Annotated in this window: 20 protein-coding genes; 18 read left to right on the top strand and 2 right to left on the bottom strand. The window is 38.0% G+C overall.

Features of this window, described 5'->3' with window-relative positions; all coding sequences use genetic code 11:
* Window positions 1–42 precede the first annotated feature (42 nt).
* From HNQ98_RS06890 to pyrE, 17 genes are all read left to right on the top strand, one after another.
* Entirely contained in the window at window positions 43–1,161 is a 1,119-nt protein-coding gene (locus HNQ98_RS06890) for a tRNA dihydrouridine synthase (RefSeq protein WP_135197446.1), read from the top strand.
* A 72-nt stretch (window positions 1,162–1,233) separates the two neighbouring features.
* Window positions 1,234–2,709, top strand: coding sequence for a UDP-N-acetylmuramyl-tripeptide synthetase (murE, locus tag HNQ98_RS06885; RefSeq protein ID WP_135197357.1), 1,476 nt, complete (start codon window positions 1,234–1,236; stop codon window positions 2,707–2,709).
* A 98-nt stretch (window positions 2,710–2,807) separates the two neighbouring features.
* Window positions 2,808–3,152 (top strand): toxin-antitoxin system HicB family antitoxin, encoded by a 345-nt coding sequence (locus tag HNQ98_RS06880; protein ID WP_014974206.1) that lies wholly within the window; start codon window positions 2,808–2,810, stop codon window positions 3,150–3,152.
* A 14-nt stretch (window positions 3,153–3,166) separates the two neighbouring features.
* Entirely contained in the window at window positions 3,167–3,979 is an 813-nt protein-coding gene (locus HNQ98_RS06875; protein WP_014974207.1) for an SPFH domain-containing protein, read from the top strand.
* Window positions 3,980–4,050: 71 nt separating this feature from the next.
* Complete coding sequence (gene coaBC, locus HNQ98_RS06870) at window positions 4,051–5,244, top strand: bifunctional phosphopantothenoylcysteine decarboxylase/phosphopantothenate--cysteine ligase CoaBC (protein WP_135197358.1); 1,194 nt, start codon at window positions 4,051–4,053, stop codon at window positions 5,242–5,244.
* Between the two features lie 124 nt (window positions 5,245–5,368).
* Window positions 5,369–5,638: a hypothetical protein gene (locus HNQ98_RS06865; RefSeq protein WP_041773198.1), complete on the top strand. Its 270-nt coding sequence runs from the start codon at window positions 5,369–5,371 to the stop codon at window positions 5,636–5,638.
* Between the two features lie 232 nt (window positions 5,639–5,870).
* A complete protein-coding gene (argS, locus tag HNQ98_RS06860) occupies window positions 5,871–7,562 on the top strand; it encodes an arginine--tRNA ligase (RefSeq protein ID WP_135197359.1) in 1,692 nt (563 codons plus the stop codon).
* Between the two features lie 49 nt (window positions 7,563–7,611).
* The gene (locus HNQ98_RS06855; protein ID WP_135197360.1) at window positions 7,612–8,082 is read left to right on the top strand and encodes an arginine repressor; all 471 of its coding nucleotides are present in this window, start codon (window positions 7,612–7,614) and stop codon (window positions 8,080–8,082) included.
* 3 nt (window positions 8,083–8,085) lie between these two features.
* The gene (locus HNQ98_RS06850; RefSeq protein WP_135197361.1) at window positions 8,086–10,152 is read left to right on the top strand and encodes a PBP1A family penicillin-binding protein; all 2,067 of its coding nucleotides are present in this window, start codon (window positions 8,086–8,088) and stop codon (window positions 10,150–10,152) included.
* Window positions 10,153–10,226: 74 nt separating this feature from the next.
* Window positions 10,227–10,580 (top strand): YlbF family regulator, encoded by a 354-nt coding sequence (locus tag HNQ98_RS06845; RefSeq protein WP_135197362.1) that lies wholly within the window; start codon window positions 10,227–10,229, stop codon window positions 10,578–10,580.
* A gap of 54 nt (window positions 10,581–10,634) precedes the next feature.
* Entirely contained in the window at window positions 10,635–11,267 is a 633-nt protein-coding gene (gene lepB, locus HNQ98_RS06840) for a signal peptidase I (RefSeq protein ID WP_019040456.1), read from the top strand.
* Window positions 11,268–11,445: 178 nt separating this feature from the next.
* A complete protein-coding gene (locus HNQ98_RS06835) occupies window positions 11,446–12,357 on the top strand; it encodes an aspartate carbamoyltransferase catalytic subunit (RefSeq protein ID WP_135197363.1) in 912 nt (303 codons plus the stop codon).
* Window positions 12,344–13,624 carry a dihydroorotase gene (gene pyrC / locus HNQ98_RS06830; RefSeq protein WP_135197364.1) on the top strand — a complete coding sequence of 427 codons (1,281 nt, stop codon included), beginning with the start codon at window positions 12,344–12,346 and terminating at the stop codon, window positions 13,622–13,624. Before HNQ98_RS06835 ends, pyrC begins: the two co-directional genes overlap by 14 nt.
* Window positions 13,625–13,672: 48 nt before the next feature.
* Window positions 13,673–14,761 (top strand): carbamoyl phosphate synthase small subunit, encoded by a 1,089-nt coding sequence (locus HNQ98_RS06825; RefSeq protein WP_135197365.1) that lies wholly within the window; start codon window positions 13,673–13,675, stop codon window positions 14,759–14,761.
* Window positions 14,754–17,933: a carbamoyl-phosphate synthase large subunit gene (gene carB / locus HNQ98_RS06820; RefSeq protein ID WP_135197366.1), complete on the top strand. Its 3,180-nt coding sequence runs from the start codon at window positions 14,754–14,756 to the stop codon at window positions 17,931–17,933. The genes HNQ98_RS06825 and carB overlap by 8 nt, the downstream gene beginning before the upstream one ends.
* Window positions 17,934–18,023: 90 nt before the next feature.
* Window positions 18,024–18,716 (top strand): orotidine-5'-phosphate decarboxylase, encoded by a 693-nt coding sequence (gene pyrF, locus HNQ98_RS06815; RefSeq protein ID WP_135197367.1) that lies wholly within the window; start codon window positions 18,024–18,026, stop codon window positions 18,714–18,716.
* Window positions 18,717–19,352 carry an orotate phosphoribosyltransferase gene (gene pyrE / locus HNQ98_RS06810; RefSeq protein ID WP_135197368.1) on the top strand — a complete coding sequence of 212 codons (636 nt, stop codon included), beginning with the start codon at window positions 18,717–18,719 and terminating at the stop codon, window positions 19,350–19,352. It abuts the gene before it with no gap.
* A gap of 48 nt (window positions 19,353–19,400) precedes the next feature.
* On the opposite strand, the gene lexA is transcribed toward pyrE, so the two are convergent.
* Window positions 19,401–20,042: a transcriptional repressor LexA gene (gene lexA / locus HNQ98_RS06805; protein ID WP_014974221.1), complete on the bottom strand. Its 642-nt coding sequence runs from the start codon at window positions 20,040–20,042 to the stop codon at window positions 19,401–19,403.
* A 298-nt stretch (window positions 20,043–20,340) separates the two neighbouring features.
* Between lexA and HNQ98_RS06800 the strand changes: the two genes are divergently transcribed.
* Window positions 20,341–20,574 carry a YneF family protein gene (locus HNQ98_RS06800; RefSeq protein ID WP_172600968.1) on the top strand — a complete coding sequence of 78 codons (234 nt, stop codon included), beginning with the start codon at window positions 20,341–20,343 and terminating at the stop codon, window positions 20,572–20,574.
* 10 nt (window positions 20,575–20,584) lie between these two features.
* On the opposite strand, the gene HNQ98_RS06795 is transcribed toward HNQ98_RS06800, so the two are convergent.
* Window positions 20,585–21,232: a lysophospholipid acyltransferase family protein gene (locus tag HNQ98_RS06795; RefSeq protein WP_014974223.1), complete on the bottom strand. Its 648-nt coding sequence runs from the start codon at window positions 21,230–21,232 to the stop codon at window positions 20,585–20,587.
* Window positions 21,233–21,240: the final 8 nt, after the last annotated feature.

Here is a 21,240-nt window from a genome sequence, read left to right as displayed (position 1 = left end):
TGATATACATTATTCACTTACATTAAATAAGGAGAAAATATGATGACTTTACAGTCTCCTCAACACAATTTTTGGTCTAAAGTAGTGGAAAAGGCACAACTCGGCAGTGACAGTGCTGAGAAAGTACCTTTTTTTAGTCTAGCACCAATGGAAGCAGTAACAGATACTATTTTTAGACGAGTAGTTGCTCAGGCTGGCGGACCCGATGTTTATTTTACCGAGTTCACTAACGCTAGTTCAATGGTTCATCCAAAAGCAAAGTTCTCTGTTCAAGGGCGTTTAGCTGTAGCTGAAGGTGAACAACAGCCAGTTGCTCAAATATGGGGATCGCGTCCTGAAACCATCGCTGGTGCAGCAAAGATTTTACCAACGATGGGATTTCAAGCAGTAGATATTAACATGGGATGTCCAGATAATACCGTGATAAAAAATAGTGCCGGGTCAGATTTAATTAGGCATCCAGAACTTGCAGTATCAGTCATAGCTGCTGCTAAGCAATCTGGCCTAGCCGTTTCCGTTAAAACCCGTTTGGGATTTTCACAGGTTGAGGAATTTCGTGAATGGTTACCTATTATTTTTAAACAAGATGTCGCTCTCCTGACAATTCATTTGCGCTCACGAAAAGAAATGTCAAAAGTACCTGCCCATCTGGAGTATATTGATGAAATTTTAGCAATGAGAGATAGTATTGCGCCAAAGACACTCATTCAGCTTAACGGTGATATTAAAACGCGTGCCGAAGGGTTAGCATTGGCACAGGCACATCCTGGAGTTGATGGTATTATGATTGGACGTGGCATTTTTGAAAATCCTTACGCTTTTGAAAAGACACCAACGCCACATACTTTAGAAGAATCGATTGCACTATTAAATTTACAACTTGATTTATTTGATGATGTCAACGAAAATGTCACGTCTAAGCATTTTGAAGCACTGAAACGTTATTTCAAAATTTATTTGCGTGGTTTTGCACATGCATCAGCTTTACGTCAAATGTTAATGGAGACACATGCAACAAATGAAGTTCGTGATATTTTAAAACGTGAACTGGATCGCGTCTATGCTGCAGTAGCTTCTGATCAACATATTTATCGTGATAATGCTGCAGCTAGTGCCGATATGACTGCCACCACATTAGAAAAAAATAGCCAATCGGTCTAATTTTATAGTTTTTAATTGATTGATTCAAAGTTGTGTCTGTATTTGACACAACTTTTTTTGTATAATAAGAATATGCAAATTACAAGTGAAACAATTGAGCAACTTTTAAACGAACATAATCTTTTAGTGTCAAAACCAAAAAATAGGATGACTTTTGATTTTTTGCACTATGATACGCGGCAGGTTAAAGACAATACACTTTTTGTCGTCAAAGGTGCATTTAAAATTGAGTATTTAAATGACGTCAATGGTGTCACAGGTCTGATTACAGAAAAAATCTTGAATTTACCACAACCACAATGGTTAGTGACAAATGTTCAAAAAGCGCTATCAATTTTATCCATGGCATTCTTTGATTATCCGCAAAACCAGTTATGGATTGGTGCGTTTACTGGAACAAAAGGTAAGACAACGGCAGCCTATATGGCATATAACATCTTAAAACATGCCACAAATAATCATACTGCGCTTTTTTCAACTGTTGATCGCATTACTGGGGTGACCAATGCCGATAAGAAAAAATCAGATTTGACGACCCCTGAATCATATGAGTTATTTAAAGATATGCGGCAAGCGGTAGATAATGGCATGACGCATTTAATTATGGAAGTCAGTTCACAGGCTTATCTCAAGCAACGGGTTTATGGCTTGCGATATCAGGTTGGTGCATTTTTAAATATATCTCCCGACCATATCGGTCCAAATGAGCATCCAACATTTGAAGATTATTTAGCGCACAAAATGATGTTATTTGATCATTCAGATGAGGTCATAATTAACGCGGAAAGTGATCATCTAAATGACATCTTAAAGCATGCCAAAAAAACACATGACAAAATATATACGTACAGTTTGTTTGAAAACGGTGGTGACTACACCTATACATCTCAAGAAAGTGCTATCCACGAAAGCCGTTTTACGGTTCAAGAAAGTGATATTATTGAGATTTCAGGTCGCTATCGATTAAATTTACCTGGAGATTTTAATGAATCAAATGCTATGGCGGCATTAATTATGACGTCACTAGCTGGGGCGAATCATCAAGATATGCTTTACGGCCTGGATGAAGTCTTTATTCCTGGGCGTATGCTGAGTCTTCCTATTGCAGGTCATGGTGTGGCTTTCGTAGATTATGCGCATAATTATGCGTCGATGCGTGCCTTGCTTAGTTTTGCACAAAACCAATATCCTGAAGGACAGGTTTTGGTGGTTGTTGGTTCACCTGGCAATAAAGGCGTATCTCGTCGAGCAGATTTTGGCCGTGTTGTTTCAGAGCTCGCTGATGTGGTTTATTTGACAGCTGATGACCCACAATATGAAAATCCACTAGATATTGCGCATCAAATAGCCAATTATATTGAAAATGACTGTCTTGAAGTTCATTTTGAAATGGATCGCATTCAAGCTATTCATGACGCAATAGCACAAGCAGGTGATAAAGATATTGTTATTGTTGCTGGTAAAGGGGAAGACCCTTACCAAAAGATTAACGGCGTGGACGAACCATATATTGGTGATTATGCAGTAGTGCGCCAATATCACGATTAATAAAGCAAATAAAAAAGATTTGGGGTTTCCTAAGTCTTTTTTGTGAAAAAAATAACGCAAAAGATGTTAATCTAGTCTGAATGTGATATCATATAGATATGGTTGACAAAAACAATTCACAAAAATCAGGGAAAATTCCACTGCGAATTGATCCAAAATTGCATGAGGCTTTAGCTAAAAGAGCTAATCAAGAAGGGCGTTCGTTAAACAACTTTTTAACGAAACTATTAGAGGAGGGGTTACACCCAGAAACATTTGAAGATCGCCAATTTGTTGGGCAGGTGATTTCAGGTGAAAATTTTGATTTAGCAAGTCAATTAGTAAATGTTTCAGGTATTTATTATCGTTATTTGATTGATAATTCATCGCGTGTGCATCAAGATGCTGATTACGCTATTATTGAAGCTAATGGTAATATTTTGACGTTGAGAGAATTGAAGTAAAAAGAGGGAGAAATATGTTATTTTTTAAAATTGTGCCACAGAATAATGCTGGTTTAGTTGAAACATTAGGCAAATATAGTCGTCGTAAGGAAGCGGGGTTGCATTTTTATATCCCATTTCTTCAAGCAATACGTAAAGTGAGCTTGGCAATGCGCCCCTTACGTCTGCCTGACTATTCGGTGATTACGGCTGATAACGCTGATATAAAAGCAAGTGTTACCTTAAATTATCATGTGACTGATGCTGTTAAGTATCGCTATGAAAATACTGACTCAGTAGAATCGATGGCACAATTAGTTCGTGGTCATCTTCGTGATATCATTGGGCGTATGGAATTAAATGAAGCATTAGGGTCAACTACCAAGATTAATGTGCAATTAGCAACGGCAATTGGTGACTTGACAAATACATACGGGATTAATGTTGACCGTATTAATATTGATGAATTACGTCCTTCAGCTTCTATTCAAGAAGCCATGGACAAACAACTAACAGCCGATCGTGAACGTGTGGCTACAATCGCTAAAGCTGAAGGTGAAGCACGTTCAATTGAATTAACTACTAAAGCAAAAAATGATGCATTAATGGCGACAGCTATTGCTGAAGCTGACGCAACAAAGACACGAGCTAATGCTGAACGCTATCGTATTGATACAGTGCAAGCTGGTTTAGCTGGTGCTGATGATAAATATTTCCAGAATCAATCAATCAATGCTTTCACATCATTAGCCCAATCACCTGCTAATTTGGTAGTCGTCGATGGTCAAAAGGTAGATCAATTAGGCCAATTGCCAGTTGCTGGGAAACTGCTTGAAAAAGGTTTTTAAATGAAAGTGATATTTGACAAGAAAATGTCATGAAAAGCGATCTCTAACATGTATTAGTAGTTGAGGAAAGTATGTTCACTAATAAAAATGTATTAGTAATTGTAACAGGTAGCATTGCAGCCTATAAGGCAACAACTCTTGTACGTTTACTCGTTAAAAATGATGCTCAAGTACGCGTGGGAATGACAAAATCGGCACAAGAATTTATTACAAGCCGTACTTTAGCGATTTTATCAGGGCACGAAGTATTAACTGATTTATTTAATGCTCCAGAGTCAGCTGTTGTACACATTGATTGGGCAAAATGGGCAGATATTATTTTGGTGGTACCAGCTACTGCTAATATTATTGGTAAAATAGCAAATGGCATTGCTGATGATGCGGTAACTGCAACGATAATGGCATCGGCTGCAGATAAAGTTATCGCACCAGCTATGAATGATCACATGCTTAATAATTTAGCTGTTTCCCGCAATATTAAGCAATTACAGACAGATGGCTGGCTTGTGATTGAACCCGAAACTGGTTTTTTGGCAGAAGGTTATGATGCTAAAGGTAGACTACCTGAACCCGAAACTATTTTGAGTCAAACTGATGTTCGATTACGCAGCCGGTCTGGTAAGTTACAAGGCAAAAAAGTTGTGATTACAGCAGGCGGTACACGTGAAGCGATTGATCCAGTGCGATATTTAACTAACCGATCAAGCGGTAAAATGGGATATGCTTTGGCGCGTGCAGCAGCAGAACATGGCGCTCATGTGACCTTGATTACGACGATCAATCGCGAAACAATTTTCGGTGTCCGTCAAATTATGGTGAAATCTGCACAAGAAATGTACGATATGTCGATGAGCGAATTCGAAGATGCTGACTACTTTATTGCTGCTGCTGCGGTAGCTGATTTCAAACCAACGGCAGAATTAGTGCATAAAATTAAAAAGCAAGCCGATAGTACATTGACATTGAATTTAGTACAAAATCCTGATATTTTAAAAGCGATTGGGCAAAGTAAAAAAGCGGGGCAACGTGTTGTCGGTTTTGCTGCTGAAACACAGCATATTATCCAGTCTGGACAAGAAAAGCTAGTATCCAAAAATGCTGATATGTTAGTTGCAAATGACGTTAGCCGGCAAGACGCAGGTTTTTCATCAGATAATAACGCAGTAACAATTTTGACTCGTGATGAGCGTGCGCAAACATTGGCAAAAGCGTCTAAAATTGCTATTGCACGTGAAATTATAGAACGAATGATTACGTTGAATTAATGCGGATTTTATGATAGAATATGGTGTTACACATCGATTATAGGAGGAATTGTGTACAAGGTAGCGGACAAAAATTGATATGAATCATGATTTTTTGTTACGCGATTGTGCACTAACAAATAATATGGTAGACGAAGAAGAAACTAAAGCCTCAAAATATAATGTTGGCGATGTTTTACTTGCACCAGCATACGGTAATTTAGAAAAGCCATTCACGGGCCAAGTTGAAAAAATATATGAAAATGCATTATTAGTCGAGATTACAGAAAATGATCCTTCAGACCAACCAGCAGTGAATGAAATGAATCATCGTGCTGTGGTTCGTATGGATGAAATAGAAGTGATTAAACACGCACCAGCACCTCAGCAAGCTGATGCAGACGAAGAAGAGTAAATATGTTTCAAATATTCGAGTTTAGCGAACCTGTGGCGATGAAAGTCAGGTCTTGAATAGAAACGGTCGCATACTCAGAGTCTTTAATAGAATAATGAGTGGTGAATATTGAAGCTATTAGAGTGGTACCGCGGGTTAAAACTCGTCTCTTGTTAATGTTAAACAGGGGATGAGTTTTTTTATATCGTAATTAAAAAATACGGTATAATAACAAATAAAGGAATAAGAGCAAATGACAGGAAATAAAAAGGTTGTTGTAGCACTTTTGGATGTGTTGACTGACCTAACAGCAGAACAAATTTCAGAAAAATTAGAATCACCAAAGTCTTCGGATCTCGGTGATGTAGCGTTTCCAACTTTTACGTTGGCTAAAGTACTTCATAAAGCACCACAGCAAATTGCAACTGATATTGTGGCACAAATTAATCAGGATGAGTTTGAAAAAGTTGTAGCAACAGGGCCATATGTTAACTTTTTTTTGGATAAAGTGGCAACGTCAGCTAAAACCTTGCAGACAATTATTGATTTAAAGTCTCATTTTGGTCATAATGATGATGGTGAAGGCAATAATGTGACTATTGACATGTCTTCGCCAAACATCGCTAAGCCTATGTCTATGGGTCATTTGCGATCAACAGTGATTGGTAATGCGTTGGCAAATATTACTGCTAAAAACGGTTACGTGCCAGTTAAGATTAATCATTTAGGTGATTGGGGCACGCAGTTTGGTAAATTAATTTATGCTTATAAGACATGGGGATCTGCTGACGAAGTGAAAGCCGATCCAATTGCGACATTATTGCGCTACTATGTTGAGTTTCATGCAAAAGCTAAGGTCGATGATACGTTAAATGATGAAGGCCGTGCTTGGTTTAAAAAGCTAGAGGATGGCGATCAAGAAGCACATAACTTATGGCAATGGTTCCGTGAGGAATCATTGAAGGAATTTACTGAAATTTATGATCGCTTAGGGATTAGTTTTGATTCATTCAATGGTGAAGCATTTTACAATGATAAAATGGACAAAGTGATTGATTTATTGGAAGATAAAGCGCTTCTTGTTCGCTCACAGGGTGCACAAATTGTTGATTTATCAGGAATTAATCCTAACCTAACACCAGCTATGATTAAACGGTCAGATGGTGCAACGTTGTATATGACACGTGATTTGGCAGCAGCTATCTATCGTAAAGATACTTATCATTTTACTAAGTCACTTTACGTTGTTGGTGGCGAACAACGTGAACATTTTACGCAAATGAAGGCCGTTCTATCCTTGATGGGATTTGATTGGGCTGATGATATTGAACATATTTCTTTTGGATTGATTACTTTTAATGGCAAAAAAATGTCAACACGTAAGGGTGATGTGGTCCTATTGAAAGATGTTTTGGATGATGCACATGACTTGGCATTGAAGCAAATTGAAGAAAAGAACCCAACACTAAATAATAAAGACATGGTTGCTGAGCAAGTTGGCGCTGGCGCGGTTGTTTTTCATGATTTAATGAATGATCGCACAAATAACTTTGACTTTAATTTGGATGAAGTTGTACGTTTCGAAGGCGATACCGGTCCATATGTACAGTATACAAATGCGCGTGCCAAATCTATTTTGCGTAAGGCAGGTCAGATGATAACAACTGGCGACCTGAGTTTGACAGATTCATCAACTTGGGATATCATTACCATACTAAATAATTTTCCAGCTACTGTTAGACGTGCATGGGATCAACGTGAAGCAAGCATTATCGCAAAATATGCTTTGACACTATCTCGTGCATTTAACAAATATTATGCTAATTCCAAAATTTTAACGGATGATTCGCAATTAAATGCACGTTTGGCATTGGTACAATCGGTGACGATTGTTTTGTCAGAAAGTTTGCGTCTGTTAGGTGTTCAGGCACCAGAAGAGATGTAACTCGAATTGTGTCAACATAATTTGGGGTATGTCTAATTAGGAGACAGTAATGATTTCAAAGCAACAACGTCAAGAACTAATTCTTGAAATTATTAGAAATAAACCAATTGCTAGTCAGAATGTATTGTTAGGTCAATTACTAGAACAAGGTGTCGAAACGACACAGACAACTATTTCTCGTGATATCCGTTCACTGGGTATTGTACGTATTAAGGATGAGAATGGTGAATTAAGATACCAACAGTTATCTGATTCTGATCCAATTGTGGATCCAGTAGTGACACAAAATGCGGTTGATAGCGCGTTATCTGAGTATGCTATTTTTGTTCAACAAGTTCAATTTATGACAATTGTTAAAACAACGGATTCTAGCGGTAATACTGTTGCTGGTATTATTGATGATGCCAATTTACCCGAAGTTGTTGCCACTTTAGCTGGTTTTGATACAATATATGTGACTAGCCCAGATGAAGAAAGTGCCTCAAAATTAACTGCACATTGGTCAACATTAATAGGCTAATCTATGGTTTGGTTTAAAAATACAATGAAGTCTATATATGCAAAATTTAAACCCATTTCAAAAAGATGGCAGTTTGGTCGTTTATTAATTGTGCTCTTTTTGACATCCTTTTTAGTGATGAGTGTTTATTTAGTTGTTGTCGCTAAAACAGCACAGGTGAAAAATTTACAAGCAACGTTGTCAAACACTGCAGTAGTTATTGATGATTCTGGTGCTAAGGCAGGTGAGTTATATTCACAAAAAGGGTCATATGTTCAATATGATCATATTTCACAAAATATGCGTGATGCGGTTATATCGAGTGAGGATCGTAATTTTTATCGAGAGTATGGTTTCTCTTTCAAAGGTATTGTGCGTGCAGCTTTATTGAACTTGAGAAATAAGTTAACTGGATCGCGTGTGATTGCAGGTGGCGGTTCAACATTAACTCAGCAACTGGTTAAAAATGCTTACTTGACGCAAGAACAAACGATTAGTCGTAAAGCAAAAGAAATATTTCTGTCTATGCAGGTTGAACAGGATTATACAAAAAAACAAATTATTACAATGTATTTGAATAATGCTTGGTTTGGTCATGGTGTTTGGGGTGTTGAAGATGCCTCTCAAAAATATTTTGGGGTCCATGCCAGTGAGTTAACAACATCTCAAGCTGCTACTTTAACGGCAATGTTGCCGAGCCCAGCACTCTATAATCCAATTGAACATCCAGAAAATGCTAAAAATCGTCGTAATGTTGTGTTGAATACGATGGTTGAAAACAAAAAATTAACAGCGTCACAAGCGCGTGAAGCCAAAGCAACAGATATTATATTGAATGATACCTACGATGATTCAGGTAATTACAAATATCCATGGTTCTTTGATTCAGTTATTCATGAAGCGATTAATACGTATGGTCTAACTGAAAGTGATGTTATGAATCGTGGATATAAGATATATACAACACTGAATCAGCAAGATCAAACAAATTTGCAGGAAGATTTTAAGAATAACGCATTATTTAATTATGATACGGATGCGCAAGCTGCCAGTGTTGTACTTAATGCAAAAAATGGTGGTGTACGTGCGGTAGTTGGTGGTCGTGAAGCAACACATACTTTCCGAGGCTTCAACTATGCCACACAATCAAAACTATCTCCAGGTTCTGCAATTAAACCGATTGTTGTATATGCGCCAGCTTTGGAACGAGGGTATAGTATTGATACTTCGTTACCAAATACCACGCGTACGTTTGGAACAGATAACTGGGAAGTGCATAACGCCTTAAATGTAGAGACAGGTAATGTACCGATGTATTCGGCACTGGCGCACTCTTATAATGTACCAACAGTTTACTTACTTAACAAAATTGGTGTTAATGCTGGTTTTGCTAGCGCCAAAAAATTTGGTTTGACTTTATCTGAAAAAGATAAGAGTTTGGCTTTGTCATTGGGTGGGTTAACGACAGGTGTTTCGCCAATGCAAATGGCTCAAGCATACACAGCATTTGCTAATGATGGTGTTATGAGTCAAACACACTTTATTACCAAAATTGTTGATGCAACAGGGAAAGTAATTGTTAAGGAACCAAAGTCTAAGCAAAAGCGGGTAATTAGTTCACGCGTAGCTGATAACATGACACGAATGATGCTTGGTACTTATACAAACGGTACAGGTGCAGGAACTTCGCCAGCTGGATTCACTATTGCTGGTAAGACAGGGACTACTGAAAATCCTAATGATACAGATAATTCACAATCGTCTAAAGATTCGTGGGCGCTTGCGTACACGAAAGATGTTGTCACGTCAACATGGATGGGACTAGATTCGAAGAGTGAGAATAAAAGCTTACCATTAGGTTTAACAGCGACCATGGGACCACTTGTGAAAACTTCTTTAGAGCAAATCTTACCTAATACACCAGGTACAAACTTTACCGTTACTAATCCAAATAATACAAGTGATGGTTCATCGTCAACAGGGGGAATGGATTGGTCAAAGATCGGTTCAGACTTTTCAAATGGTGTTGGTAAAGCTGTTGATGGTGCCGGCAAAGTATGGGATACTGTAAAGGGATTATTTGGACAGTAAACGTCGTCGTCTGTTTAATTCTCTAGATAACGCGATGAATGGTTATCAACTATAAAACAAAGGAACTGATATACATGACAGTTAATATTTATGACAACGCTAATGAAATGGCGATAGTTTTGAAAGAAACACAGCAGTATGTGGCTTGGCAATCAGCTTTTGATGCCATTCAAAACGATAATGAAGCAAAAACATTATTTACTGAGTTTCAAAGTATTCAAATGGCTGTACAACAAATGATGCAGTCTCAGCAACAACCTAATCCAGAACAAGAAAAAGCATGGGATGAAGTGGCTGCCAGAGTTCAAAAAAATGATTTAATTACAGTATTACTATCTGCCGAACAGGCATTAAATACATTGCTCACAGAATTAAATGATATTGTTACAAAACCAGTTGCTGATGCCTATGCAACTTTACGTCCTTAATTTTAAGCGATCAGTTAATGATCGCTTTTTGTACATATAAGAGAAAGAAGTATTATGACAAAGCAAATCGTGCAATTTCTAAAAGAGTGGGTTTTGCCCATTGTCACTGCTATTATTATAGTCAGTTTGATTAGATCATTTGTTTTTACATTTGTTCGTGTTAGTGGTGATTCTATGCAACCTAATTTACAAGATAGAGAATTCGTTGGCGTGAGTAAAGTTTCAAAATATAAACGTGGGGATGTAGTCGTTTTTGATGCGCGCCATGAAGATCCAAGGATTAGAACTGGTGAGAAAGATTACGTGAAACGTATTATTGGTGTCGGGGGTGATACTGTATCATATAAAAATTCTGATTTATATGTTAATGGTAAAGTTATTAATCAAAATTTTATTGGTATTAACGAACGTACCCAGGGAACAGAAATGTCTTTTGGTAGTGAGTGGTCATTGAAGACGCTATCTGCAAATCGTGCATGGCAAGCAAAGGATCGTAATCATACTACGGTGCCAAAGGGCACATATTTTGTGATGGGAGATCATCGTTCAGTATCTAACGATGGTCGCTACTTTGGTTTTATTGATAAATCGAGTATTTCCGGTAAGGTAGTCGTACCGTTTTGGAATACAAATAAAACAGCAAAAGCGAACATTAATCAGCACAACAAACATTTCTTTGACAAATGATTTGCACATGTGTTAAAAAAATGATAATATATTTGAAACGATAGTACCTTTAATTTAAGTCCAGAGAGGCTTGCAAGGCAACTAGATATTCAGGGTAGGAGTGTATACTTTTACTGTAATTTTCTAGAACCGTGTGAGTCTCCTGACTTACACGGTTTTTTGTATAAAAAGGAGATTTATGCGTAGTTTTCTGAATATAAATGCACTTCAAAAATCAGATGTGTTAAACTTAGTGCAACGTGCATTAGCTTTGAAGTCAGGTGTACGACCAATCAAGAAAAATTTAACCGTTGCTAATTTGTTTTTTGAAAATTCGACTCGGACAAACAGTAGTTTCCAAATGGCTGAAAACCACTTAGGCTTACAAAAGATAATCATTGATCCGCAAAATAGTTCAATGTCAAAAGGTGAGAGTTTAACTGATACATTGAAAACTTTGAAAGCAATTGGTGTGGACCTGGTTGTGGTTCGTCATTCAATGACAAATTGGTACGATCAAATCTTAACCGATAGTCGTCATGATATGCCTCAACTTGTCAATGCCGGTGATGGGAGTGGACAACATCCATCACAGAGTCTACTAGATCTGGTGACAATTTATGAGCAGTTTGGACATTTAGAAAACTTGAAAATTCGCATTATTGGTGATTTGGCGCATTCGCGGGTCGCGCGTTCTAATGCAGAAATTTTAAAAAAATTTGGTGCTCAGGTATCATTTTCTGGACCAGCACAGTGGCAAACAACAGGATTCGAACAGTTCGGAGATTTTGTGGCGATGGATTCTGATTGGGACAAGTTGGATGTTGTTATGTTTTTACGGGTACAACATGAGCGGATTACAAAAACGGAAAATCAAAATTTTTCTGCTAAAAAATATCATGAACAATTTGGCTTAAACCAATCACGTTATGATCACTTAAAATCTGACGCAATTATTATGCATCCAGCGCCAGTTAATCGGGATGTAGAAATTGCTGATGATTTAGTTGAAGCACCCAAGTCTCGTATATTTGAACAAATGACTAACGGTGTGTTTGCGCGGATGGCAATTTTGGAGTATACAATGGAGGATCACAATGCAACTGATTAAAAATGCAAAAATATTAGTTCATGGCAAACTTGTTAAACGCGATGTTTTAATTGATGGCAAAAGAATTGTTCAAGTAGAAGAAAGCATCACATCAGAGGTGCCGACTTATGATGCACAGGGTGCTTTCTTATCAAATGGGTTAGTTGATGTACATGTTCATTTTAGAGAACCTGGATTTGAATATAAGGAAACAATTGCGACAGGATCTCAAGCAGCAGCACGTGGTGGTTTTACAACAGTACTAGCGATGCCTAATTTAAATCCAGTACCAGACACCCCAGAACGTGTTGCCAAACAAATGACTTTGAATGATCATAATGGTGTTGTTCATATTGCACAATATGGTGCAATATCAGGTGATTTGGTCTCTGATACTGTGTCCAATATTGAAGAGATGGCACATCAAGGCGCAATAGCATTTAGTAATGATGGAAAAGGCGTTCAAACAGCTGATACGATGTTACAAGCGATGATTGCAGTGGCTAAAGTCAATAAACCACTTGTAGCGCATCTCGAAGATGATTCTTTGATACATAGCGGTGTGATGAATGCTGGGAAGCAGGCGGAAAGTTTGAATTTGCCTGGAATTACTGGCTTGGCTGAAAGTACACAACTTGCACGAGATTTAGTTTTAGCGCATGCAACGGGTGTTCATTACCATGTTGCACACGTGTCAACGAAAACTTCAGTGGAGTTAATCCGATTAGCTAAGTTAAAGGGCGTTCATGTAACGGCTGAAGTTTCACCACATCACTTATTATTGTCAGATAGTGATATTCTAACCGACGATGCATTATTTAAGATGAACCCACCGTTACGTACATCGGAAGACCGGGAAGCAGTTGTTGCTGGTTTGTTGGATGGCACGATTGATATGGTTGCCACAGACCATGCACCGCACGGTGCTGAAGAAAAAGCAAAGTCCTTTCTTGAAGCACCCTTTGGTATTACTGGTATTGAAACGAGTTTCCAATTACTTTACACAAAACTGGTTAAGTCTGGGATTATGACGTTAGAAACATTGATTAATCGTATGGTTAAAGCGCCTATTCAGGCGTTTAATCTTGAGGCATCAGCGTCTGTAGCAGTTGGTCAATCAGCGGATCTTGCGTTATTTGATTTAGAGCATAGTACAGTCATTTCGGCTGATCAAATGGCATCAAAAGGTAAGAATACACCATTTATTGGTTGGAAAGTTTTTGGTACGACACTGGTAACTTGGGTTGATGGTCAAATTGTGTACGACCATGCAACAAAAAATAATTAGACACTGTCTTGATGACTTGAAAAACATGTTAATGGGGATAATGGAAAAATGAAAAAACGTTATTTAGTGCTTGAAAATGGTTCAGTTTATGAAGGCGAAGCTTTTGGTGCTGACATTGAGGTTATGGCAGAGTTGGTATTCAACACTGGTATGTCAGGTTATCAAGAGTCGATTACTGATTTATCCTATCGTGGTGAAATGATTGTCTTTACATATCCTTTGATTGGTAATTATGGTGTTAATCGAGATGATTTTGAAAGTTTCCGACCTGCCGCTGCAGCGATTGTTGTTCATGAAATTGCTCGACGTCCAAGTAATTGGCGACAAATGATGAGTTTGCCTGAATGGGCAGAGAGCACAGGTATGCCTGGAATTACAGGCGTTGATACGCGCGCTTTAACAAAAGAATTACGTGATAAAGGTGCAATGAAGGCTGCTCTAGTTGATGCGTATTCTGATGATGTTTTGAAAAAATTAGCATCATTTGAGACAGATAAAACGTTAGTTCATGATGCAACCACCAAAACGCAATATCAAAATCCAACAGATGGTGTATCAATTGCATTGATTGACTTTGGTTTGAAAAATTCGATTCTACGTTCTTTGTCGAAGCGTGGTGTGAATGTCATTGTCTTCCCAGCAAACACCGATGCCAAAACAGTTTTAGCTGCACATCCAGATGGTATTCTGCTCTCTAATGGCCCAGGAAATCCACAAGATGTTGCTTATGCACTACCGATGATACAGACGCTGCAAGAGCAGTTGCCGTTGATGGGTATATGTTTAGGACATCAATTATTTGCGCTTGCTAATGGTGCTAAAACATATAAAATGAAATTTGGACATCGTGGCTTTAACCACGCAGTCCGTACGCTTTCAAAAGATCGTTTAGATTTTACTTCACAAAATCATGGCTACGCAGTAGATCGTGATGGATTAGATCAGACTAACTTGATTGTGACACATGAAGAAATTAATGATCAAACAATTGAAGGACTACGATTAAAAAATCATTCAGCTTTTTCAGTTCAATTTCATCCCGATGCAGCACCAGGACCACATGATGCTGAATATTTGTTTGATGACTTTTTGAAAATGATTGCGGAAACGAGCAAGGAGACCACACAACATGCCTAAACGCGAGGATATTAAAAGAGTATTAGTTATTGGCTCTGGCCCAATTATTATTGGGCAAGCAGCTGAGTTTGATTATTCTGGGACGCAAGCTGCACTGAGCCTTAAAGAAGAAGGCTACGAAGTCATCTTGGTTAACTCGAATCCAGCTACAATTATGACTGATGCAGAAATTGCGGATAAAGTCTATATTGAACCCTTGTCCATTGATTTTATTGAACGCATTTTGCGTAAAGAACGACCAGAAGCTATTTTACCAACTTTGGGTGGCCAAACCGGCTTAAACATGGCAAAAGATTTGTCTGAAGCTGGCATACTTGATGAACTCAATATCGAGTTATTAGGTACAAAATTATCCGCCATTGAAGAAGCAGAAGATCGGGAAGAATTCAAACAATTAATGGAACGACTAAATGAGCCGATTCCTGAATCAACGATTGCTACAACCTTGGACGAAGCAATGGATTTTGCCGATACGCAAGGCTATCCTGTCATCGTTCGACCAGCTTATACCTTAGGTGGGACAGGTGGAGGAATTGCTGATACACATGAGCAATTGCTTGATATTGCAGCAAATGGTTTAGATTTATCGCCAGTCACGCAAGTTTTGATAGAACGCTCTATTGCCGGATTTAAAGAGATTGAATTTGAAGTCATGCGTGATTCTCATGACAATGCCTTAGTTGTCGCTTCGATGGAAAACTTTGATCCAGTTGGTATTCACACTGGTGACTCAATTGTTACTGCTCCGGTACAAACATTGTCAGATCGTGAAGTGCAAATGATGCGTGATGCTGCATTAAAAATTATTCGCGCTTTGAAGATTGAAGGTGGTGTTAATATTCAGATGGCACTTGATCCAGAATCGTATAAATATTACATTATTGAAGTAAATCCGCGTGTCTCGCGTTCATCAGCATTGGCATCAAAAGCAACGGGTTATCCAATTGCAAAAATGGCAGCTAAGATTGCGATTGGCTTGACATTAGATGAAATTACAAATCCAGTTACTGGTACAACTAAAGCGGAATTTGAACCAGCATTAGATTATGTCGTTGTCAAAATTCCGCGTTGGCCATTTGATAAATTTGCTACTGCTGATCGTCGTTTGGGTACACAAATGAAAGCAACAGGCGAAGTTATGGCTATCGGACGTAATATGGAAGAGGCCATCTTAAAAGCTGTTCGTTCACTAGAAATTGGTGCTATTGGTCTTAATGATATTACTTTTAGTGATATGACTGATCAACAATTACTTGAAGCTTTAATGCCAGCACGAGATGACCGTCTGTTTATGATTGCTGACTTATTACGGCGTGGAATTTCGGATGAAGTTATTCATGAAAAAACACGCATTGACGAATTTTTCTTGGATAAACTTGTTCATATTATTGAAATTGAAGAAGATTTAAAACAACATATTGGTGATCTAGATTATTTAAAGTACGCTAAGAAAAATGGCTTTGCTGATCAAACAATCGCTGGCTTTTGGGAAATGACTGCTAAAGATATTCGTGATTTGCGCCAAGAAAATAATGTGTTGCCAGTTTATAAAATGGTTGACACGGTGGCAGCTGAGTTTGAATCGCAAACACCTTATTATTATGCCACTTACGAACATGAAAATGAATCGATTGTATCAGATAAAAAGTCGGTTTTGGTTCTAGGCTCAGGTCCAATTCGAATTGGACAAGGTGTTGAATTTGATTATGCAACTGTTCATGCAGTGAAAGCAATTCAGCGTGCTGGTTATGAAGCTATTATTATGAATTCAAATCCTGAAACGGTGTCAACAGATTTCTCAATATCAGATAAATTATATTTTGAACCACTAACTTTAGAAGATGTTGTGAATGTTATTGATGTTGAACAGCCAATGGGCGTTGTTGTTCAATTTGGTGGCCAAACAGCTATTAATTTAGCCCAACCTTTAGTAGATAACGGGGTACACATATTAGGAACAACTGTAGAAGACTTGAATCGTGCTGAAGATCGTGAAGCTTTTGATCAAGTCATCAAGTCACTACAATTACCACAGCCAGTTGGGAAGACTGCAACAACAGTAGCAGGTGCTTTAGCCGCTGCTCAAATGATTGGGTATCCTGTATTAATTAGACCTTCTTATGTACTTGGTGGTCGAGCTATGGAAATTATTGCTTCTGATGACGAATTGCAAGATTATATGCAGCGCGCAGTCAAAGTATCAAATGATCATCCTGTGTTGATTGATTCTTATTTGGTTGGTCAAGAAGCAGAAGTCGATGTTTTGTCAGATGGTCAAACGGCTGTGATTCCTGGTATTATGGAACATATTGAACGGGCAGGCGTGCATTCTGGTGATTCAATGTCGGTGTATCCACCACAATATTTATCACAACGTGTGCAAGACCAGATTGTTCAAGCTGCGATTGCTTTATCAAAAGCTATGAATACGATTGGACTAATGAATGTGCAATTTGTTATTCATGAAAACAAAGCCTATGTCATTGAAGTCAACCCGCGTGCATCACGTACGGTACCCTTTATTTCAAAAGTAACACATTTACCATTAGCACAATTAGCTACACGTGTGATGTTAGGTGAAAAGCTTGCAGATATGGGATTTGAAACAGGGCTAGTACCAGCAGATGATATGGTTCATGTTAAAGCGCCTATTTTCTCCTTTACAAAGTTGCCAGAAGTTGATTCGTTACTTGGACCAGAAATGAAGTCTACTGGTGAAGTTATGGGATCTGATACGACCTTACCCAAGGCGCTATATAAAGCATTTGTAGCTTCTAATATTAAGGTACCAAAGTACGGAAATGTATTATTTACAGTTGCCGATGCTGATAAGAATGAAACAATTGCTTTGGCTAAACGCTTTGTTGATTTAGGTTTCTCATTATATGCTACCTCTGGAACTGGTGCTACCTTATTGGCAGAAAATTTGCCAGTTGCTATCCTAGATAAAATATCAGAATCTGAAAATAATTCACTTCATGCTTTGCGCAGCCAGACGCTTCAAGTTGTAGTTAATACGACCCAAGCCGATGATCATGCAGAATCAGATGGTTTGTTAATTCGCCAAGTTGCAATCGAAAATGCTGTACCATTGTTTACAGCTTTAGATACGGTCAGTGCTTTTCTAGATGTTCTGGAAAGTAGAAGTTTTACGGTAAGTGAAATGAAGTAATTTATTAACATGAGTTCAATATTCAGCAACGACATCACATAAGTCCTGTTCAAAACAGGACTAATAATCAATTGGATGGTGGGAGAAGTTATGGTATATCCTGTATTTATCGCATTAGATTTTCCTAATGCAATCACGGCACGACAATTTTTAGCACAATTTAAAGATATTTCTCCTAAGCCAGCTCTAAAGGTTGGTATGGCGTTATTTTATGCTGAAGGTCCGGATTTTGTTAAAGAGTTACGTCAACGAGGATACACAATCTTTTTAGATTTGAAACTCTATGATATACCAAATACGGTTGGGCAAGCTGTAGCTAGTATTGCTAAGCTGGATGTCCAATATTTAACTTTACATGCAGCTGGCGGTGAAAAAATGTTGCGTCGAGCCGTTGAAAATAAAGGGGCAGATTTAAAATTATTGGCTGTGACACAGCTAACATCATTTTCTGAAGAAGACATGCAACAAACACAATTGACAACAGCTTCATTAAATGAAAGTGTTTTACATTTAGCAAAATTGGCGCAAAAAGCAGGTGTTGATGGTACGATTAGTTCACCTTTTGAAGCACAGATTATAAAGCAGCAAACACATGATGATTTTTTAAGAATTACCCCAGGTATTCGTTTAGCTGGAGATGATGGAAATGATCAAGCACGCATCACAACACCAACGCAAGCACGCCAATTTGGGGCCACTGGTTTAGTAGTTGGCAGATCAATAACCAAGGCTGAAACACCAGTTGCAGCCTATCAACGTGTATTAGCAGAATGGAGTATCTAGATGACCGAATATGCAAAACAAGTTGCACGAGATCTATTAAAAATTGGGGCGGTTAAATTTGCGCCAACAACACCATTCACATGGGCTTCAGGTATTAAAAGTCCGATTTACACTGATAATCGTATGACCATTGGTTTCCCGGAAGTTAGGGAAAACATTTATAACGGATTAGCTACATTAATTAAGGAACACTATGATGATGTTGAGGTAATCGGTGGTGTTGCTACTGCAGGAATACCTCATGCTGCTTGGGTAGCGGATCTTTTGAAAAAACCAATGATTTATGTTCGTTCTAAACCTAAGGATCACGGGGCTGGTCGACAAACAGAAGGTGCAGCGGTTTCAGGAAAAAAAGTTGTTTTGATTGATGACTTAATTTCTACCGGTGGTTCGGTTTTGCAAGCAGCTGAGGCTGTTCGAGCAGAAGGTGGTAAAGTTATAGGTGTTATTGCAATCTTTTCTTATGAATTAGATGCCGCGGATGTTAATTTCGCGGCTGCGAAATTAACATATCAATCACTAACAACATATTCACAAATGGTGACAGAAGCTATTAATAGTGGACATCTTGATGCCTCACAATATACTAGTTTACAAGCGTGGCGAGAAAATCCCACTGATTGGTACAGTTATTAAATAAAAAGAGGCTCGTTCAATTTTGAACGAGCCTCTTTTTATAATATATTAATAAATAGCGTCACGGTAAAGGCCAATGACCTTACCAAGAATTGAGACATTGTTTAAAATAATAGGTGCCATGGCGTCATTTTCTGGTTGTAAACGGAAATGATCTGCTTCTCTGAAAAAGCGTTTGACAGTGGCTTCGTCATCTTCATTCATAGCAACGACAACATCACCGTTGTCGGCATTGTCTTGCTTACGAACAATTACCTTGTCACCATCTAGAATCCCGATATTGACCATCGAGTTTCCCTTAACATTTAACATGAACATGTCGCCATCAAATTGCATTAAATTATCGGGAATTGGGAAGAACTCCGTCGCTTCTTCTTCAACTGCTAAAACAGGTGTACCTGCTGTAACAAGCCCAAGAACAGGAATACGACCAGGAGTTGTTGATAATCCTAGTGCTTCCAATCCGGCATCACTTACTTCAATTGCACGTGCACGTGGTTTTGCAGCATCCTTGAGTAAGTAGCCCTTTTTAACCAAACGTTCGATGTGCCCATGAATTGTAGATGATGAGGATAAACCAACTGCTTCACCAACTTCACGCACTGTTGGTGGATAACCATTTGATAATTGTGCTTCATGGATGAAGCGCAATACTTGTAGTTGTTTACTTTCTTTAATATTGTTTGCCATGATGGGTTAAATTACCTACTTGATTTATTTATATTCTTATTGTATTGTACCGAACTTTATCATATAAATCAAACGTTTGTTCGCTAATTTTATATTTTAATAAATATTTCACTTTAAATCTTTACATTTTCTTTATAAAACATGTAATTTGAACGATTTTGTCGTTCATAAGTAGTGAAAATATATCAACTTTTCCTTCATGAAATATTAAAAATTAAGATGATAATTAGCGGTGTATCTACAACTTGAATTATGTTATAATACTTTTTAGACAATAATTAAGGGGAAAACTATGACTATAGGTATCGGATTTGTGATCTTGATTGCTGTCTTGGCTTTGGCTCTTGGGTTAGTGGCTGGTTTCTTTCTGGCACGTAATTCAATGAAGAATTATTTGGCAAAAAATCCGCCCATCTCTGAAGAAATGATGAAGTCAATGATGATGTCAATGGGACAGAAACCATCACAAAAGAAGTTAAATCAAATGATGGCTCAAATGAAGCAACAAAGTGCTCAATCACAAAAAAAATAAGCCTAGTGGCTTATTTTTTTTCAGATGATGATTGTTCTTTTGGATCGACATATTGCCAATCGGGATCAATTTCACGGTCTAATTGATCAAAAGCATCTTGCATCTTTTTTGTGTATTTGGCAATGCTCTCAGCATTAAACTTTTCACTTTTATCAAATACAATTGGTTCACCAAAATTAATTGTTGTGTTATTACGTTTAAATAATTGACGGAATAACACAGGACCCTGATAAACAGCGGGAACTATAGCTTTACCAGACATACGTGCAATAAGTAGTGAACCAGATTTTAAGTCTTTGTCATGACGGGAACCTGACGGGAACATGATCAATGATCGTTGCCCAGTTTTCAGTTCACGAACAGGAATTTTAATGACACTAGGGCTAACGTTTTTGCGGTCAACTGGAAATGCACCAGCAGACGTAATCAACCAAGCTAATGGCCGAAATTTGAATAATTCAATTTTTGCCATGAAAATAAAATGTTTAGGATATGCCGCAATAGCATACCATATGGGATCCCACCAACTACGGTGTGGACCGACTAAGACATAATTGTCATTTACTGGTATACGGTCTCGATTCATATATTTGATGCGTCCGTTAATTGACCAAATCAGACCAACTGCAATACCACGTAGAAAATCATAAAACTTCATTATTTATT

The sequence above is a fragment of the Leuconostoc carnosum genome (assembly GCF_014207505.1).
In the GTDB taxonomy this organism is placed as follows: Bacteria; Bacillota; Bacilli; order Lactobacillales; family Lactobacillaceae; genus Leuconostoc; species Leuconostoc carnosum.
Note: the sequence above shows the minus strand (reverse complement) of the source record. Positions and strands in the feature narration are given on the sequence as shown.

Excerpts from the sequence above, each read along its gene's own strand:
- HNQ98_RS06875 (WP_014974207.1), top strand. The coding sequence starts at position 3,167 with ATGTTATTTTTTAAAATTGTGCCACAGAATAATGCTGGTTTAGTTGAA.
- HNQ98_RS06835 (WP_135197363.1), top strand. The coding sequence starts at position 11,446 with ATGCGTAGTTTTCTGAATATAAATGCACTTCAAAAATCAGATGTGTTA.
- HNQ98_RS06795 (WP_014974223.1), bottom strand. The coding sequence starts at position 21,232 with ATGAAGTTTTATGATTTTCTACGTGGTATTGCAGTTGGTCTGATTTGG.
- murE (WP_135197357.1), top strand. The coding sequence starts at position 1,234 with ATGCAAATTACAAGTGAAACAATTGAGCAACTTTTAAACGAACATAAT.
- coaBC (WP_135197358.1), top strand. The coding sequence starts at position 4,051 with ATGTTCACTAATAAAAATGTATTAGTAATTGTAACAGGTAGCATTGCA.
- pyrC (WP_135197364.1), top strand. The coding sequence starts at position 12,344 with ATGCAACTGATTAAAAATGCAAAAATATTAGTTCATGGCAAACTTGTT.
- HNQ98_RS06880 (WP_014974206.1), top strand. The coding sequence starts at position 2,808 with ATGGTTGACAAAAACAATTCACAAAAATCAGGGAAAATTCCACTGCGA.
- lepB (WP_019040456.1), top strand. The coding sequence starts at position 10,635 with ATGACAAAGCAAATCGTGCAATTTCTAAAAGAGTGGGTTTTGCCCATT.
- HNQ98_RS06845 (WP_135197362.1), top strand. The coding sequence starts at position 10,227 with ATGACAGTTAATATTTATGACAACGCTAATGAAATGGCGATAGTTTTG.
- argS (WP_135197359.1), top strand. The coding sequence starts at position 5,871 with ATGACAGGAAATAAAAAGGTTGTTGTAGCACTTTTGGATGTGTTGACT.
- HNQ98_RS06890 (WP_135197446.1), top strand. The coding sequence starts at position 43 with ATGACTTTACAGTCTCCTCAACACAATTTTTGGTCTAAAGTAGTGGAA.
- HNQ98_RS06855 (WP_135197360.1), top strand. The coding sequence starts at position 7,612 with ATGATTTCAAAGCAACAACGTCAAGAACTAATTCTTGAAATTATTAGA.
- pyrE (WP_135197368.1), top strand. The coding sequence starts at position 18,717 with ATGACCGAATATGCAAAACAAGTTGCACGAGATCTATTAAAAATTGGG.
- carB (WP_135197366.1), top strand. The coding sequence starts at position 14,754 with ATGCCTAAACGCGAGGATATTAAAAGAGTATTAGTTATTGGCTCTGGC.
- HNQ98_RS06825 (WP_135197365.1), top strand. The coding sequence starts at position 13,673 with ATGAAAAAACGTTATTTAGTGCTTGAAAATGGTTCAGTTTATGAAGGC.
- lexA (WP_014974221.1), bottom strand. The coding sequence starts at position 20,042 with ATGGCAAACAATATTAAAGAAAGTAAACAACTACAAGTATTGCGCTTC.
- HNQ98_RS06865 (WP_041773198.1), top strand. The coding sequence starts at position 5,369 with ATGGTAGACGAAGAAGAAACTAAAGCCTCAAAATATAATGTTGGCGAT.
- HNQ98_RS06850 (WP_135197361.1), top strand. The coding sequence starts at position 8,086 with ATGGTTTGGTTTAAAAATACAATGAAGTCTATATATGCAAAATTTAAA.
- pyrF (WP_135197367.1), top strand. The coding sequence starts at position 18,024 with ATGGTATATCCTGTATTTATCGCATTAGATTTTCCTAATGCAATCACG.